Origin of the sequence: Streptomyces griseiscabiei (genome assembly GCF_020010925.1) — a bacterium.
Lineage (GTDB): Bacteria > Actinomycetota > Actinomycetes > Streptomycetales > Streptomycetaceae > Streptomyces > Streptomyces griseiscabiei.
Map to the genome: position 1 here is coordinate 915915 of NZ_JAGJBZ010000002.1, position 14322 is coordinate 930236.

Below are 14322 nucleotides of genomic sequence, written 5' to 3' on the forward strand. Positions count from 1 at the left end.
CGGGGTTGGCCAAGATCGGCCAACCCCGTCGACGTGGGCTGTCGGTGGGACGAAGTAGTCTTGAGCCCATGCCTGAACGCCGTACCGTCGCACTCGTCACTCTTGGCTGCGCCCGTAACGAGGTGGACTCGGAGGAGCTCGCAGGCCGCTTGGAGGCGGACGGCTGGGAGCTCGTCGAGGACGCCGAGGAAGCGGACGTCGCGGTCGTCAACACCTGTGGCTTCGTCGAAGCCGCCAAGAAGGACTCCGTCGACGCGCTCCTGGAGGCCAACGACCTCAAGGGTCACGGCAGAACCCAGGCCGTCGTGGCGGTCGGCTGCATGGCCGAGCGGTACGGCAAGGAACTGGCCGAAGCGCTGCCCGAGGCCGACGGCGTGCTCGGCTTCGACGACTACGCGGACATCTCCGACCGCCTCCAGACCATCCTGAACGGCGGCATCCACGCCTCGCACACCCCGCGCGACCGGCGCAAGCTGCTGCCGATCAGCCCGGCCGAGCGCCAGGAGTCCGCGGCCGAGGTCGCGCTTCCCGGGCACGCCCCCGTCGATCTTCCGGAAGGCCTCGCTCCGGCTTCCGGTCCGCGTTCGCCGCTGCGCCGCAGGCTGGACGGCTCGCCCGTCGCCTCCGTGAAGCTCGCCTCCGGCTGCGACCGCCGCTGCTCCTTCTGCGCCATCCCCTCCTTCCGCGGCTCCTTCATCTCGCGCCGCCCCTCGGACGTGCTGAACGAAACGCGGTGGCTGGCCGAGCAGGGCGTCAAGGAGGTGATGCTCGTCTCCGAGAACAACACCTCGTACGGCAAGGACCTGGGCGACATCCGTCTCCTCGAGTCCCTGCTGCCCGAGCTGGCCGAGGTCGACGGCATCGAGCGGGTGCGCGTCAGCTACCTCCAGCCCGCCGAGATGCGGCCCGGCCTCATCGACGTGCTCACCTCCACCCCCAAGGTCGTGCCCTACTTCGACCTCTCCTTCCAGCACTCCGCCCCGGCGGTGCTGCGCTCGATGCGCCGCTTCGGCGACACCGACCGCTTCCTGGAGCTGCTCGACACCATCCGCGGCAAGGCGCCCGAGGCCGGCGTGCGGTCCAACTTCATCGTGGGCTTCCCCGGCGAGACCGAGGACGACCTCGCCGAGCTGGAGCGCTTCCTGAACGGCGCGAGACTGGACGCCATCGGTGTCTTCGGTTACTCCGACGAGGAGGGCACCGAGGCGGCGACGTACGAGAACAAGCTGCCCGAGGACGTCGTCGCCGAGCGCCTCGCGCGGGTCTCGCGGCTGGCCGAGGAGCTGGTCTCGCAGCGTGCCGAGGAGCGCGTCGGCCAGACCGTGCAGGTGCTCGTCGAGTCGGTCGACGGCGACGAGGGCGCGTACGGCCGCGGTGCGCACCAGGCGCCCGAGACGGACGGCCAGGTGCTGTTCACGAGCGGCGAGGGCCTGAGCGTCGGCCTTATGGTCGAGGCGAAGGTGGTCGGCACGGAAGGCGTCGACCTGGTGGCCGAGGTGCTTCCGGGCTCGCTCGGCTCCCTCGCGTGTACTGAGGAGGCGGCCAGATGACGGGAGTCCCGGCATCCGCGGCGGGCGGCACCTCCGGCGCCAAGGGCACGACGAGCGCCCCCGGCGCCACCGGTGCCCCGAACACCGCCGCCCCGAGCGATGCCGGGGAGGCGCGGCCCGTGCGCGGCGGAAAGCTGGGAGCCGCCGCCGTCAACCAGGCCAGCCTCTGGAACATCGCGAACATCCTGACCATGGTCCGTCTGGTCCTCGTGCCGGGTTTCGTGGTGCTGATGCTCATGGACGGCGGGTACGACCCGGTCTGGCGGGCCTGGGCCTGGGCCGCCTTCGCCGTCGCCATGATCACTGACGTCTTCGACGGCCATCTGGCCCGGACCTACGACCTCGTCACCGACTTCGGGAAGATCGCCGACCCCATAGCCGACAAGGCGATCATGGGTGCCGCGCTGATCTGTCTCTCCTACCTCGGCGATCTGCCGTGGTGGGTCACCGGAGTCATCCTCGGCCGGGAACTCGGGATCACGCTCCTGCGTTTCATCGTCATCCGGTACGGAGTCATCCCGGCGAGCCGCGGCGGCAAGCTGAAGACCCTGACCCAGGGCATCGCCGTCGGGATGTACGTCCTGGTGCTGGAGGGGCCCCTGGCCACTCTGAGGTGGTGGGTGATGGCCGCGGCGGTCGTGCTGACCGTCGTCACCGGAATCGACTATGTGAGACAGGCCATTGTGCTGCGCCGACGCGGAACGGCCGAGCGCGAAGCCGCGGCGGAGGGAGCGGAGCGTTGAATTCCACGGCCGCCGACGTGCTGCGACTACTGATGGTGAGGGGTGAGACGCTCGCCGTCGCCGAGTCGCTGACCGGCGGTCTGGTCGCGGCCGAGATCACCGCGACCCCCGGCGCCTCCCAGGTCTTCCGGGGCTCCGTCACCGCGTACGCCACGGACCTCAAGCACCAGTTGCTCGATGTCGACGCCACTCTCCTGGACCAGCGGGGAGCGGTGGATCCGCAGGTCGCGGCCGAGATGGCCGACGGCGTCCGCAAGGCGCTCGGCGCCGACTGGGGAATTTCGACCACCGGCGTCGCAGGTCCGGAACCCCAGGACGGCCGGCCCGTCGGCACGGTCCATGTCGCCGTCGCCGGGCCGTCCACAGCCGGTTCCGGCGTATCGGGTGGCGGGAAAGTGTCGTCGTTGCGGTTGAACGGCTCCCGGACGGAAATCCGTATGGAGAGTGTACGGAGCGTACTTGCACTGCTTCTTCAGGAGCTTGCGGGCGAACAGACCGGGAATGAGCGGACACAGGATACGGAACAGAACGGGGGGACTTGATGTTTGCAGCCCTGAGTGAACACAACAGCGCTCCCCGCACGGCCGCAGCGCAAGGCGGTACGGTGGGGCGTGAAGGATGCGGCTACGCGGTCCGAGGAGGGAGCCACCGATGATTCTGCTCCGTCGCCTGCTGGGTGACGTGCTGCGTCGGCAGCGCCAGCGCCAGGGCCGTACTCTGCGCGAAGTCTCCTCGTCCGCCCGAGTCTCACTCGGCTATCTCTCCGAGGTGGAGCGGGGGCAGAAGGAGGCATCCTCCGAGCTGCTCTCCGCCATTTGCGACGCGCTGGACGTACGGATGTCCGAGCTCATGCGGGAAGTGAGCGACGAGCTCGCCCTTGCCGAGCTGGCCCAGTCCGCAGCGGCCACCGAGCCGGTGCCAGCACCAGTGCGTCGACCGATGCTCAACTCCGTCTCGGTGGCCGGTGTGCCACCGGAGCGGGTCACGATCAAGGCGCCCGCCGAAGCGGTGGACGTCGTCGCGGCGTGATCTGCCGGGACATGGTGAGGCGCTAGCAGCGAAGCGGAGCCCCGGCCGGGGCCTCCAGGGAGACCTGGGGGTGCCGGCCGGGGCTCTTGTGCTGCCCGGGGCTCCCGTTTGCCGGGGTGTCGGCGTGCGGTCATGGTGGTCTGGTGGCCGTACGCAGGCCGTACGGACGTCTCAAGAAGCCGGAGCGTGCCGATGTACGTGGTGAAGAGCCCGTTGTCCGAGGCCGATCTCAAGACCGTCGCCGAGGCGCTGCAAGGGGCCCTGGTCGATCTCGTCGACCTGTCTCTGGTGGCCAAGCAGATCCACTGGAACGTGGTCGGGCCGCGCTTCCGCTCCGTCCATCTGCAGCTCGACGAGGTCGTGGACACCGCCCGGCTGCACTCCGACACGGTCGCCGAGCGCGCCTCCACCCTGGGTGTCCCGCCCGACGGGCGGGCCGGGACGGTGTCCGGGAGCAGCGGAATCGGCAAGGTGCCCGACGGCTGGGTCAAGGACGTGGACGCGGTGGGGACGCTGGTGGAGGCGCTGGGAGCGGTGATCACCCGGATGCGGGCGCGGGTGGAGAGCACCGCGGAGGCGGATCCGGTGAGCCAGGACATCTTCATCCAGATCACGGCGGACCTCGAGAAGCACCACTGGATGTTCCAGGCCGAGAACGGGTAGTGCGGCGCGGGTGGCCGGTGGGGGCGTGAGGACGGCGGTGAGTGGCTGCGGGGCGCATCGGGTGCCCCGTGGGCGCGGTCCTTGTGAGGGCGCCGTGCGTCCCTGTGCCGGTGGTGCGCCCTCTCCGGCCGTGACGAGGGCCGTCTAGCGTCGTTCTGGGGGCCCGGAGGCCTTGGAGGTGGCGGCCATGCGAATAGTTCGCTGGGGGGCGGCTCTGGGGCTCGGTGCGCTGTGGTGGTGGGGTGTGCTGCGACTCGCGTTGGTGCCGGACGCCGGCGCGGTGGAGGGGGCGGTCGCGGCAGGGGGGTGGGGGCTCAGCCTCCTGCCTGTCCACTGCGTGCCGAAGCGACGGGTGCCGGGACGGCAGGGGGGCGCGTCAGGGGGCGCGGGGGGTGGTCCTGTTCCGGGGGGCGCGGTGGGGGCCGCGGTCACCAGGGCATGGCCACCCCGCCGTTCGGGCGGAGGATCTGGCCCGTCGTGAACGCCGAGGCGTCGCAGGCGAGGTGCAGCACCGCGTGGGCGATGTCGTCCGGCTCGCCGACCCGGCTCAGTGGTGAGAGCCGGGCCATGAGCGACTCCGTGCGCGCCTGGGCCGCGTCGTCGTTGCGGTCGGTCATGGGGGTGCGGATCCAGCCCGGGGCCACGGCGTTGACCCGGATGCCGTGCGGGCCGGCCTCGGTCGCCAGGGTCTTCGTCAGCTGGACCACCGCCGCCTTGGTCACGCCGTAGCAGAGCAGTCCCGGGCCGCCGGTGTCGACGGCGCCGGAGGCCATGGTGACGATGCTGCCGCGCGTCCCGTCGGCGATCATCCGGCGGGCCGCCTCCTGGCAGGCGTGGAGAACGCCTTTGAAGTTGACGTTCCATACCCGTTCCAGGTCCTCGTCGCGGGTCTCCAGGACCGGGCTGCTGTGCATGATGCCGGCGATCGCCGCCATCACGTGCAGCTGTTCGCAGGCCGCCACCGCCCTTGTGAGCTGGGTCCGGTCGGTCACGTCGAGGTGGTGGGTGTGCGCGGTGCCGTTGCCGGCCTTGATCAGGGTCGCCGTCTCGTGCAGGCCCTGCGCGTCGCGGTCCGCGCAGTGCACCGTCGCGCCCGCCTCGGCGAGCAGGACGGCCGACGCGCGGCCGATACCGCTCGCGGCGCCGGTGACGAACGCGGTGCGGCCGGTGAGGTCGTACGCCGGGATGGGCATGAGGCGACGGTACGAGCGTTTCTGACGGTCCGTCAATTGGGTGTGCGGCGTTGAACTCCCGGGTTCGGGCGGGGTGTTCCCGGGGTTCCGGGATTTGGCGCCGGGCCCGGCTGGCAGGTGGGGCACCAGTAGGTGGGGCGTGCGCGCGAGCCGTCGCCCTGGTCGGCCGCGCGGACGGGGGTGTGGCAGCGCAGACAGGGGCGGCGGGCTCGGCCGTACACGAACAGGTCGTGGTGGCGGTGGCCCGTCGTGCTGCGGACCGGGCGGTCACGGTTGGCTTCGAGGAGCTTCTTGGCGAGGGCGGGCAGCCGGGCGGCGGTGTCCTCGGGGAGGGCGCCGACCGGCAGCCACGGAGTGACCTGGAGCAGGAAGCAGAGTTCGCTCTTGTAGACATTGCCGACGCCGGCGAGATTGCGCTGGTCGAGCAGGGCCTCGCCGAGGGGGCGCACGGGGTCGCTCAGGAGGTTCGTCAGGGCCCGGTCGGGGTCCCAGTCCGGGCCGAGCAGGTCGGGGCCGAGGTGGCCCACGGCCCGGTGTTCGTCGGTGGTGCGGATCAGCTCCAGTACGGGGAGGCGGTAGCCGACGGCCGTGCGGTCGGCGGTGCCGAGGATCGCGCGGATCTGGTGGGCGGGGCCGCCGCGCCAGCGCTCGTCGTTGCCGTACACCTTCCAGGAGCCGTCCATCCGGAGATGGGAGTGGAGGGTCAGGCCGCCTTCGATGCGGGTGAGGAGGTGTTTGCCGCGGGGGGTGACGTCCAGGACGGTACGGCCGGTGAGGTCGGCCGTGGCGTATTTCGGGACGCGCAGGTCGGAGCGGGACAGGACCTTGCCGGCGAGGGCGGTGTGGAGTCGCCTCGCCGTCTGCCAGACGGTGTCGCCTTCGGGCATGGGTCAAGGGTGGCACGTTGGGGGGTGGTGGGGGTGGGCGGCTGATGGGGCGGGGCGGGCGGTTGTCGTGCGGGTGCGGGTGCGGCTGCGGGTCCTTCCGTGACTCATGCTCGGATACGGAGGCCGCGCGGGGTGGCGATGAAGCCCGCGCCTTCCAGGAGGGGGCCGTGGGGGGAGGTGAGGGCCGAGGTGCCGTTGACGCGTTCGACGGTGACGGTGCCGAGGGAGCCCGCGCGGGCCGCCGCGGAGAGGGCTTCGGCGGCCGGGCGGAGGCGGGGGTCGTCCAAGGGGCGGGCTTCCGGGTCGGCGGGCCAGGCCAGCAGGGTCTTGCCGCCGCGCTCCATGTAGAGGGTCAGCTCGCCGTCGACCAGGACGACGAGGGAGCCCGCCTTGCGGCCCGGTTTGTGTCCGGCCTCGGTGGGCGGTTCGGGCCAGGGGAGGGCGGCCCCGTAGGCGTTCGCGGGGTCGGCGGCGGCCAGGACCACGGCTCGGGGGGAGGGGGCGGGACGAGAGGAGGCGACGGGGCCGGGAGAGCCGTCCCAGGGGGCCCGGGGCGTGCCGGGGCCGTCCGGGAAGCCGGTCGGGGTGGGGGCGGGTAGGGGCTCGTCGCGGTCGCGGGCGGTGGACACCGCGCGGAGGCGGTCCACGGCGCCGTCCATCGCGAACTGGGCGGCTCCCAGGCCCTCGACGACATAGCCGCGGCGGGCCTGGCCGCTCTCCTCGAAGACGGACAGGACGCGGTAGACCGCGGAGAAGCCGCCCTCGACGCCTTCCGCTCCCACCGCGCCCCGGGTCACCACGCCGTGGCGGTCGAGGAGGGTGCGGGCCCGGGCGTGGGCGCGGACGGTGGGGTCGGGCTCGTGGGCGGGCAGCAGGGACCAGCGGCCGGCGACCGTGGGCGGGCCCGTACGGGACTGGGGGCGCGCGGCGGCGGTCAGGGAGCCGTACCGGCCGCGCGGGATCGTGCGCTTGGCGCGGTGGGCGGTGGAGCCCGCGGTGCGGCCCGAGCCGAGGAGGGAGCGCATGGGGGCGAGGGTGTCGTTGGTGAGCCGGCCGGACCAGGCCAGATCCCAGACGGCGTCGGCCAGTTGGGGATCGGTGGCGTCGGGGTGGGTGGTCGCGCGGACCTGGTCGGCGATCTGGCGGAAGAACAGGCCGTAGCCGCCGGAGAGGGCGCTCAGGACCGACTCGTGCAGCGCCGTCGGCTCCAGCGGGTGCGCGGGCGGGAGGAGGAGCGGGGCCGAGTCCGCCAGATACAGGGAGACCCAGCCGTCCTTGCCGGGGAGGGCGCCGGCGCCGGCCCAGACGACCTCGCCCGCCGCGGTGAGTTCGTCGAGCATCGCCGGGTTGTAGTGGGCGACCCGGGAGGGCAGGACCAGCTTCTCCAGGGCGGAGGCGGGGACCGAGGCTCCCTGCAGCTGTTCGATCGCGCGGACCAGTCCGTCGACACCGCGCAGCCCGTGGCCGCCGCCGACGTGCTGCCACTGCGGCAGGAACTGCGCGAGCGCGGCGGGCGGCACCGGCTCCAGCTCATGCCGCAGAGCCGCCAGCGAGCGGCGTCGCAGCCGGCGCAGCACGGCCGCGTCGCACCATTCCTGGCCGATGCCCGCCGGGTGGAACTCGCCCTGGACGACACGGCCGCTCGCCGCCAGGCGGTGGAGGGCGCCGTCCGTGACGGCCACGCCGAGGCCGAAGCGGGCGGCGGCCGTGGCCGAGGTGAACGGGCCGTGCGTACGGGCGTACCGGGCCAGGAGGTCACCCAGGGGGTCCCTCACCGGCTCGGTGAAGGCCTCCGGGACACCGACGGGCAGGGCAGTGCCGAGCGCGTCGCGCAGCCGGCCCGCGTCCTCGATCGCCGCCCAGTGGTCGGTGCCGGCGATCCGGACCCGGATGGCACGGCGGGTCCCGGACAGCTCCGGCGCCCACTGCGGCTCGGCGCCGCGCTCGGCCAACTCGGCGTCCGTGAGCGGGCCGAGGAGCCGGAGCAGGTCGGCGACGCCTTCGGCGTCCTTGACGCGGCGGTCCTCGGTGAGCCACCGCAGCTCCCGCTCCAGCTCGGTCAGCACCTCGGCGTCGAGCAGCTCCCGCAGCTCCGCCTGGCCCAGCAGCTCCGCCAGCAGCCGGGAGTCCAGCGACAGGGCGGCGGCCCGGCGCTCGGCGAGCGGGGAGTCGCCCTCGTACAGGAACTGGGCGACATAGCCGAAGAGGAGGGAGCGGGCGAAGGGGGAGGGCTCGGGGGTGGTGACCTCGACGAGGCGGACCTTGCGGGACTCGATGTCGCCCATCAGCTCGGTGAGGCCCGGGACGTCGAAGACGTCCTGGAGGCACTCGCGGACCGCCTCCAGGACGATCGGGAAGGAACCGAACTCGCTCGCGACCTGGAGGAGCTGCGCCGCGCGCTGACGCTGCTGCCACAGAGGCGTGCGCTTGCCGGGGCTGCGGCGGGGGAGCAGGAGCGCACGGGCGGCGCACTCGCGGAAGCGGGACGCGAACAGCGCCGAGCCGCCCACCTGGTCGGTGACGATCTGGTCGACCTCGCCCTTGTCGAAGGCGACGTCCGCCGCGCCGACCGGGGCCTGCTCGGTGTCGTACTCCGTGCCCGCCTTCACGGGCTCCATGTCGAGGAGGTCCAGGCCCATCAGATCGGCGTCGGGCAGGCGCAGCACGATGCCGTCGTCGGCGTGCATGGCCTGGGCCTCCATGCCGTACCGCTCGGAGAGCCTCGCGCCGAGGGCGAGGGCCCAGGGGGCGTGGACCTGGGCGCCGAAGGGGGAGTGGACGACGATCCGCCAGTCGCCCAGCTCGTCGCGGAAGCGTTCGACGACGATCGTGCGGTCGTCGGGGACATGGCCGCAGGCCTCGCGCTGTTCGGCCAGATAGGACAGGACATTGTCCGCGGCCCAGGCGTCCAGCCCGGCGGCCAGCAGCCGCAGCCTCGCGTCCTCCGGGGACAGGGCGCCCACCTCGCGCAGGAACGCGCCGACCGCACGGCCCAGTTCGAGGGGGCGGCCGAGCTGGTCGCCCTTCCAGAACGGCAGCCGGCCCGGGACGCCGGGCGCGGGGGAGACCAGCACCCGGTCACGGGTGATGTCCTCGATGCGCCAGGAGCTGGTGCCCAGGGTGAAGACATCGCCGACCCGGGACTCGTACACCATCTCCTCGTCCAGCTCGCCGACCCGGCCGCCGCCCTTCTTGGGGTCGGAGCCCGCGAGGAAGACGCCGAAGAGGCCGCGGTCCGGGATCGTGCCCCCGGAGGTGACCGCGAGGCGCTGGGCGCCCGGCCGTCCGGTGATCGTGCCCGCGACGCGGTCCCACACCACGCGCGGGCGCAGCTCCGCGAAGGCGTCGGACGGATAGCGGCCCGCGAGCATGTCGAGGACGGCCGTGAACGCGGACTCGGGGAGCGCGGCGAAGGGGGCGGCGCGCCGGACGGTGGCGAGGAGGTCGTCGAACTGCCATGTGTCCATCGAGGTCATCGCGACGATCTGCTGCGCCAGGACGTCCAGGGGGTTGCCCGGGACCCGCAGGGACTCGATGGAGCCGCTGCGCATCCGCTCGGTGACCACGGCCGACTGGACCAGATCGCCGCGGTACTTGGGGAACACCACACCCGTGGAGACCGCGCCCACCTGATGCCCCGCGCGGCCCACACGCTGCAGGCCGGAGGCGACCGAGGGCGGTGACTCCACCTGGACGACGAGGTCCACCGCTCCCATGTCGATGCCCAGTTCGAGACTGGAGGTGGCGACCACGGCCGGCAGTCGGCCCGCCTTCAGGTCCTCCTCGACCAGGGCGCGCTGCTCCTTGGAGACCGAGCCGTGGTGGGCGCGGGCGAGGACGGGGGGCGCTCCCTGGGCCGCGCCCGAGCCGCCCATCAGCTCCGCCGGGGCGTGGTGCTCGTCCAGCGGTACGCCGGTGGCCCGCTCGTACGCGATCTCGTTCAGCCGGTTGCACAGCCGCTCGGCGAGGCGGCGGGAGTTGGCGAACACGATCGTGGAACGGTGGGCCTGGACGAGGTCGGCGATCCGCTCCTCGACGTGCGGCCAGATCGACGGACGTTCCGCGCCCTCGTTGCCGTCGGTGGCCGGGGAGCCGCCCAGCTCGCCCAGGTCCTCCACCGGTACGACGACGGAGAGGTCGAACTCCTTGCCGGACGGGGGCTGGACGATCTCCACCCGGCGGTGGGGGGAGAGATAGCGCGCGACCTCGTCGACGGGGCGCACGGTGGCGGACAGGCCGATGCGGCGGGCCGGCCTCGGCAGCAGCTCGTCGAGCCGCTCCAGGGTGAGGGCGAGATGGGCGCCGCGCTTGGTGCCCGCGACCGCGTGCACCTCGTCCAGGATCACCGTCTCCACGCCGGTGAGCGCGTCGCGTGTGGCCGACGTCAGCATCAGGAACAGCGACTCGGGGGTGGTGATCAGGATGTCCGGCGGGCGGGTGGCCAGGGCGCGGCGCTCGGCGGGCGGGGTGTCGCCGGAGCGGATGCCCACCTTCACCTCGGGCTCGGGCAGCCCCAGCCGCACCGATTCCTGGCGGATACCGGTCAGCGGACTGCGCAGGTTCCGCTCCACGTCCACCGCGAGCGCTTTCAGCGGAGACACGTACAACACCCGGCAGCGCTTCCTCGGGTCGGCCGGGGGCGGGGTCGACGTCAGCTGGTCCAGCGCGGCGAGGAACGCGGCCAGCGTCTTGCCGGAGCCGGTCGGGGCGACCACCAGCACGTCCGAGCCCTCGCCGATCGCCCGCCACGCACCGGCCTGGGCCGCGGTGGGCGCGGAGAAGGCCCCCGTGAACCAGCCGCGGGTCGCGGGGGAGAAGCCGTCGAGGGCCCGATCTGCGGAGCTGACCATGCCCCCATCCTGCACCCGACCACTGACAACGGCCCGGACCTGCGGAGACGGTTCGGGGAGGGGAGGGGAGGGGGAAGGGGGAGGGGAGGCGGGCGTCGGGGCGGGGGCCGGGGCCGGGGTGGGGGCCGAGGGCGCGGGAGGCCGGGGAGCCGGAGGCCGGCCGGTCTCGGCCGTTCGCCGGTGGACGCAGAATGGAGGCATGGCGGGTTCGGCGGAGCGGGCGAGGCACTGGCGGTACGCGGAGCTGCCCGGTGTCGATCTGCTGCGGGCGAGCTATGTCGAGAAGAGGTTCGTGCGGCACACCCACGAGAACTTCGTCATCGCGGCCATCGCCGACGGCGTCGAGGTGTTCCACCACGGCGGCGCCGATCAGTACGCGGGCCCGGGCACCCTCGCCCTGGTCAACCCCGACACCCCGCACACCGGCCGGGCCGGTGTACCCGAGGGCTGGCGGTACGGCGCGGTCTACCCGTCGCGGGACGTGGTGGCCGAGATCGCCGCCGAGACCACCACGATCCGCGGCACTCCCGGCTTCGTGACCCCCGTGCTGGAGGACCCGTACGCGGCGGGCCTCGTCCATCAGGTGCTGCGGGCCGTCGACGAGGGCAACGCGCTGGCCGCGGACACGCTGCTGCGGGTGGCCGTGACCCGTCTGCTGCGGCTGAACGGCGGACCACTGCCCCAGCGTGCCGTCCGCACGGCCGGCGGCCCCGTCGCGGCACGCGCGCGTGCCGTGCTCGAGGAACGGATGGCAGACCCCCCGACCCTGGAGCGGCTCGCCGCCGACCTCGGCACCAGCCCCTTCGCCCTGCTGCGGGCCTTCCGTACGGCCTACGGCATGCCGCCGCACACCTGGCTGACCGACGCCCGGGTCCGCCGGGCCCGCGCTCTGCTCGACACGGGCACGGCTCCCGCCGAAGCCGCCGTCGCCGTCGGCTTCACGGACCAGCCGCACCTCAACCGTCACTTCAGCCGGATCGTGGGCGTGCCGCCGGGGGCGTACCAGCGGGAACGTCTGGACGGATCCGGTGACGGCCGGGCGGGGACGGGCGTGGGCGAGGGGGAGGGGGACGTGAGTGGGCGCGCGGGCGGCGCACGCGGGTAGCGAGGGCGGCGTGTGGGGGCGCAAGAACGTACAAGACCCAGAAGTGCGGCTGCTCGTACCGTCCACGGCGTGGTGACTGAACAGACAGGTCTCGTGGAGACCGCGGAGACACATGACGGCGGCGGTACGAAACCCGACGGAGCCGTTGTCCGGGACGCCCTGGGGGTCGGGGTGGCGGTCGGACTGTCCGGCTTCGCCTTCGGGGTGACCTCGGCCGGCAGCGGGCTGAGTCTGCTGCAGACCTGCGCGCTGAGCCTCCTGGTGTTCACCGGGGCCTCCCAGTTCGCCCTGGTGGGCGCGCTCGCGGCCGGCGGCAACCCGTTCACGGCGGCGGCCGGGGCCTTCTTCCTGGGCGTGCGCAACGCGTTCTACGGGCTGCGTCTCTCCCAGTTGCTGGCCCTCCCGCGCGCGGTGCGGCCGTTCGCCGCCCAGTGGGTCATCGACGAGACCACGGTCGTCGCGCTCGGCCAGCCCACGCGACGTGCCGCCCGCCTCGGCTTCACCGTGACCGGCCTCAGCCTCTATGTGCTGTGGAACCTCACCACGCTGCTCGGCGCGCTCGGGGCCGAGGCCATCGGCGACACCGGCGCCTGGGGGCTCGACGCGGCGGGGCCCGCCGTCTTCCTGGCCCTCCTCGCGCCGATGCTGCGGACCACCGCGGAGCGGGCCGTGGCGGGCATCGCCGTCGTCCTGGGGCTCGGACTGCTGCCCGTACTGCCCGCCGGAGTCCCGGTCCTCGTCGCCGGGGTGGCCGCTCCGGTCGTCCTCTGGGCGGAGGGGCGTCGCGGGGCGGCGGACAAGCGGCCGGACGGTGATGGGCGGGCCGACGGCCGGAGGGACGACCGAGAGTCCGGAAAGTTCGGAGAGTCCGGAAAGTTCAGAAAGTTTGGAGAGTCCGGAGAAGCCGGAGAGGGCGAGGAGGGGCGATGAACGTCTGGATCGCGATCGGTGTCACCGCCGTCGGCTGCTACGCCGTCAAGCTCATCGGCCTGTCGGTCCCGGAGGGCGTCCTGGAGCGCCCGCTCGTGCGGCGGCTCGCCGCCCTGCTGCCCGTGGCGCTGCTGGCCGCCCTCACGGCCCAGCAGACGTTCGCCGACGGGCACGAGCTGGTGCTGGACGCGAGGGCGGCGGGGCTCGCCGCGGCCGGCGTGGCGTTGCTCCTGCGTGCGCCCTTCCTGGCTGTCGTGGCCGCGGCGGTGGTGGTCACGGCGGGGGTGCGGGCGCTGACGGGCTGACGTCGGGCCTACTCCGCCGCCGGCCGCCACGCGCGCGTGACGGCCGGCCGATCGGCCTCAGTCGATCGGGCGGCCGTACGCCCGCAACGTCCGCAGCGCCTCGATCGTCACGATCGGGCGGCTCTCCATGGCGGTGCTCGGAGCCCACTGGCGCCAGCGGATCGGCCAGCCGCCGTCCTCCGTCTGCTCGCCTGCCAGGAAGTCGAGGGAGCGGGAGATCTCCTCGTCGGTGAACCACGCGCGCGCGAGGGACTCGGGGGTGTGCGCGAAGTCGTGCGGGTAGTGGTGCTCGCCCGGCGCGTAACCGTCGGACACGGGGTAGTCGTTCGGGCGCCCCGGATCGAGCGTGGCCAGCCGGTGTTCGCGCACCAGGCGGCCCAGCCGGTCGGCGGCCGCCTGCGCGCGCGGGCGGTCGGGCACGGACTCCAGGAACGCCACGGCGGCGTGGATCTCGTAGGGGTGCGACTTCTCCAGGGACTCGACGGCCTGCCAGCAGAAGTCGGTGGCCCGGAACAGCCACGCGTGCCACACCTGGTTGCGGTGCAGCAGGCCCACCACGGGCCCGGTGGCCAGCAGATCGCTGGGCGGGTCGTCGACGATCGGCACGAACGGGGCCGCCGGATAGCCGCGTTGGGCGGGGTGGACCGCGGGAAGCGCGCCGTCCGGGGTCGACACCGACGTCAGATAGCGGCACACGCGCTCCACCCGCTGTCCGCCGCAGCGCCCGATCGAGTCCAGGACGCGCAGCGCGTGCCCGGTGTGCAGCGGCTGGCTCACGGGACCGCGCAGATCGGGTTCGAGCGCGTGGCCGTACCCCTCGTCGGTGTTGCGGTAGGCGGCCAGCGCGGTCTCCACCGCGTCGGCGCTCCCGTCCAGGAAGTGGTACGCGAAGCGGCGCTGCTCCAGCACGCGCGCGGTGAGCCAGACGAACTGTTCGGCGCGAGCCAGCGGGGTGTGCGCCGGGGACGACGAGGGGAGTGGGGATGCTCCGGTTTCGGCCATGGTTCCGACCGTAGGGCGGAAAGCGGTATCGGCAAGCGGTCCCGGCCAGGCCCACCCCCTGGGGC

Annotated in this window: 13 protein-coding genes; 9 read left to right on the forward strand and 4 right to left on the reverse strand. The window is 73.3% G+C overall.

The genetic code is table 11. The features are described 5' to 3' along the window. The first annotated feature begins 68 nt into the window (after positions 1–68). The 6 genes from rimO to J8M51_RS21530 all read left to right on the forward strand — a co-directional run bounded on the left by rimO (position 69) and on the right by J8M51_RS21530 (position 4466). Positions 69–1550: a 30S ribosomal protein S12 methylthiotransferase RimO gene (gene rimO / locus J8M51_RS21505; RefSeq protein WP_216590803.1), complete on the forward strand. Its 1482-nt coding sequence runs from the start codon at positions 69–71 to the stop codon at positions 1548–1550. Then, positions 1547–2293, forward strand: coding sequence for a CDP-diacylglycerol--glycerol-3-phosphate 3-phosphatidyltransferase (pgsA, locus tag J8M51_RS21510; protein WP_216590802.1), 747 nt, complete (start codon positions 1547–1549; stop codon positions 2291–2293). The genes rimO and pgsA overlap by 4 nt, the downstream gene beginning before the upstream one ends. Further along, on the forward strand, positions 2290–2835 hold the full coding sequence (locus tag J8M51_RS21515) for a CinA family protein (protein ID WP_267299392.1): 546 nt from the start codon (positions 2290–2292) through the stop codon (positions 2833–2835). The genes pgsA and J8M51_RS21515 overlap by 4 nt, the downstream gene beginning before the upstream one ends. A 109-nt stretch (positions 2836–2944) precedes the next feature. Beyond that, on the forward strand, positions 2945–3322 hold the full coding sequence (locus tag J8M51_RS21520) for a helix-turn-helix domain-containing protein (protein WP_005481441.1): 378 nt from the start codon (positions 2945–2947) through the stop codon (positions 3320–3322). Positions 3323–3514: 192 nt separating this feature from the next. Further along, positions 3515–3985 (forward strand): Dps family protein, encoded by a 471-nt coding sequence (locus J8M51_RS21525; protein WP_267299695.1) that lies wholly within the window; start codon positions 3515–3517, stop codon positions 3983–3985. A gap of 187 nt (positions 3986–4172) precedes the next feature. Continuing rightward, on the forward strand, positions 4173–4466 hold the full coding sequence (locus J8M51_RS21530) for a hypothetical protein (RefSeq protein ID WP_267299393.1): 294 nt from the start codon (positions 4173–4175) through the stop codon (positions 4464–4466). Here the strand turns inward: J8M51_RS21530 and J8M51_RS21535 are convergent. The 3 genes from J8M51_RS21535 to J8M51_RS21545 form a co-directional block, all read right to left on the reverse strand. After that, positions 4414–5178 carry an SDR family NAD(P)-dependent oxidoreductase gene (locus J8M51_RS21535; protein WP_267299394.1) on the reverse strand — a complete coding sequence of 255 codons (765 nt, stop codon included), beginning with the start codon at positions 5176–5178 and terminating at the stop codon, positions 4414–4416. The two genes, J8M51_RS21530 and J8M51_RS21535, sit on opposite strands and share 53 nt — an antisense overlap. A gap of 32 nt (positions 5179–5210) precedes the next feature. Further along, positions 5211–6065: an Fpg/Nei family DNA glycosylase gene (locus J8M51_RS21540; RefSeq protein WP_267299395.1), complete on the reverse strand. Its 855-nt coding sequence runs from the start codon at positions 6063–6065 to the stop codon at positions 5211–5213. A 104-nt stretch (positions 6066–6169) separates the two neighbouring features. Then, complete coding sequence (locus J8M51_RS21545; RefSeq protein ID WP_267299396.1) at positions 6170–10915, reverse strand: ATP-dependent helicase; 4746 nt, start codon at positions 10913–10915, stop codon at positions 6170–6172. Between the two features lie 199 nt (positions 10916–11114). Here J8M51_RS21545 and J8M51_RS21550 point away from each other — a divergent pair, with 199 nt between their 5' ends. The 3 genes from J8M51_RS21550 to J8M51_RS21560 all read left to right on the forward strand — a co-directional run bounded on the left by J8M51_RS21550 (position 11115) and on the right by J8M51_RS21560 (position 13255). Next, positions 11115–12020, forward strand: a complete 906-nt coding sequence (locus tag J8M51_RS21550) for an AraC family transcriptional regulator (RefSeq protein ID WP_267299397.1) — start codon at positions 11115–11117, stop codon at positions 12018–12020. Between the two features lie 72 nt (positions 12021–12092). Continuing rightward, complete coding sequence (locus tag J8M51_RS21555; RefSeq protein WP_256966113.1) at positions 12093–12950, forward strand: AzlC family ABC transporter permease; 858 nt, start codon at positions 12093–12095, stop codon at positions 12948–12950. Then, complete coding sequence (locus J8M51_RS21560) at positions 12947–13255, forward strand: AzlD domain-containing protein (RefSeq protein WP_216590845.1); 309 nt, start codon at positions 12947–12949, stop codon at positions 13253–13255. The genes J8M51_RS21555 and J8M51_RS21560 overlap by 4 nt, the downstream gene beginning before the upstream one ends. A 57-nt stretch (positions 13256–13312) precedes the next feature. On the opposite strand, the gene J8M51_RS21565 is transcribed toward J8M51_RS21560, so the two are convergent. Then, the gene (locus J8M51_RS21565) at positions 13313–14257 is read right to left on the reverse strand and encodes a hypothetical protein (protein WP_086761682.1); all 945 of its coding nucleotides are present in this window, start codon (positions 14255–14257) and stop codon (positions 13313–13315) included. Between the last annotated feature and the right edge of the window lie 65 nt (positions 14258–14322).

Bases quoted from the DNA above. Each gene is read 5' to 3' on its own strand.
- J8M51_RS21535 (WP_267299394.1), bottom strand. From the start codon at position 5,178: ATGCCCATCCCGGCGTACGACCTCACCGGCCGCACCGCGTTCGTCACC.
- J8M51_RS21550 (WP_267299397.1), top strand. From the start codon at position 11,115: ATGGCGGGTTCGGCGGAGCGGGCGAGGCACTGGCGGTACGCGGAGCTG.
- J8M51_RS21530 (WP_267299393.1), top strand. From the start codon at position 4,173: ATGCGAATAGTTCGCTGGGGGGCGGCTCTGGGGCTCGGTGCGCTGTGG.
- J8M51_RS21545 (WP_267299396.1), bottom strand. From the start codon at position 10,915: ATGGTCAGCTCCGCAGATCGGGCCCTCGACGGCTTCTCCCCCGCGACC.
- rimO (WP_216590803.1), top strand. From the start codon at position 69: ATGCCTGAACGCCGTACCGTCGCACTCGTCACTCTTGGCTGCGCCCGT.
- J8M51_RS21520 (WP_005481441.1), top strand. From the start codon at position 2,945: ATGATTCTGCTCCGTCGCCTGCTGGGTGACGTGCTGCGTCGGCAGCGC.
- pgsA (WP_216590802.1), top strand. From the start codon at position 1,547: ATGACGGGAGTCCCGGCATCCGCGGCGGGCGGCACCTCCGGCGCCAAG.
- J8M51_RS21565 (WP_086761682.1), bottom strand. From the start codon at position 14,257: ATGGCCGAAACCGGAGCATCCCCACTCCCCTCGTCGTCCCCGGCGCAC.
- J8M51_RS21540 (WP_267299395.1), bottom strand. From the start codon at position 6,065: ATGCCCGAAGGCGACACCGTCTGGCAGACGGCGAGGCGACTCCACACC.
- J8M51_RS21560 (WP_216590845.1), top strand. From the start codon at position 12,947: ATGAACGTCTGGATCGCGATCGGTGTCACCGCCGTCGGCTGCTACGCC.
- J8M51_RS21525 (WP_267299695.1), top strand. From the start codon at position 3,515: ATGTACGTGGTGAAGAGCCCGTTGTCCGAGGCCGATCTCAAGACCGTC.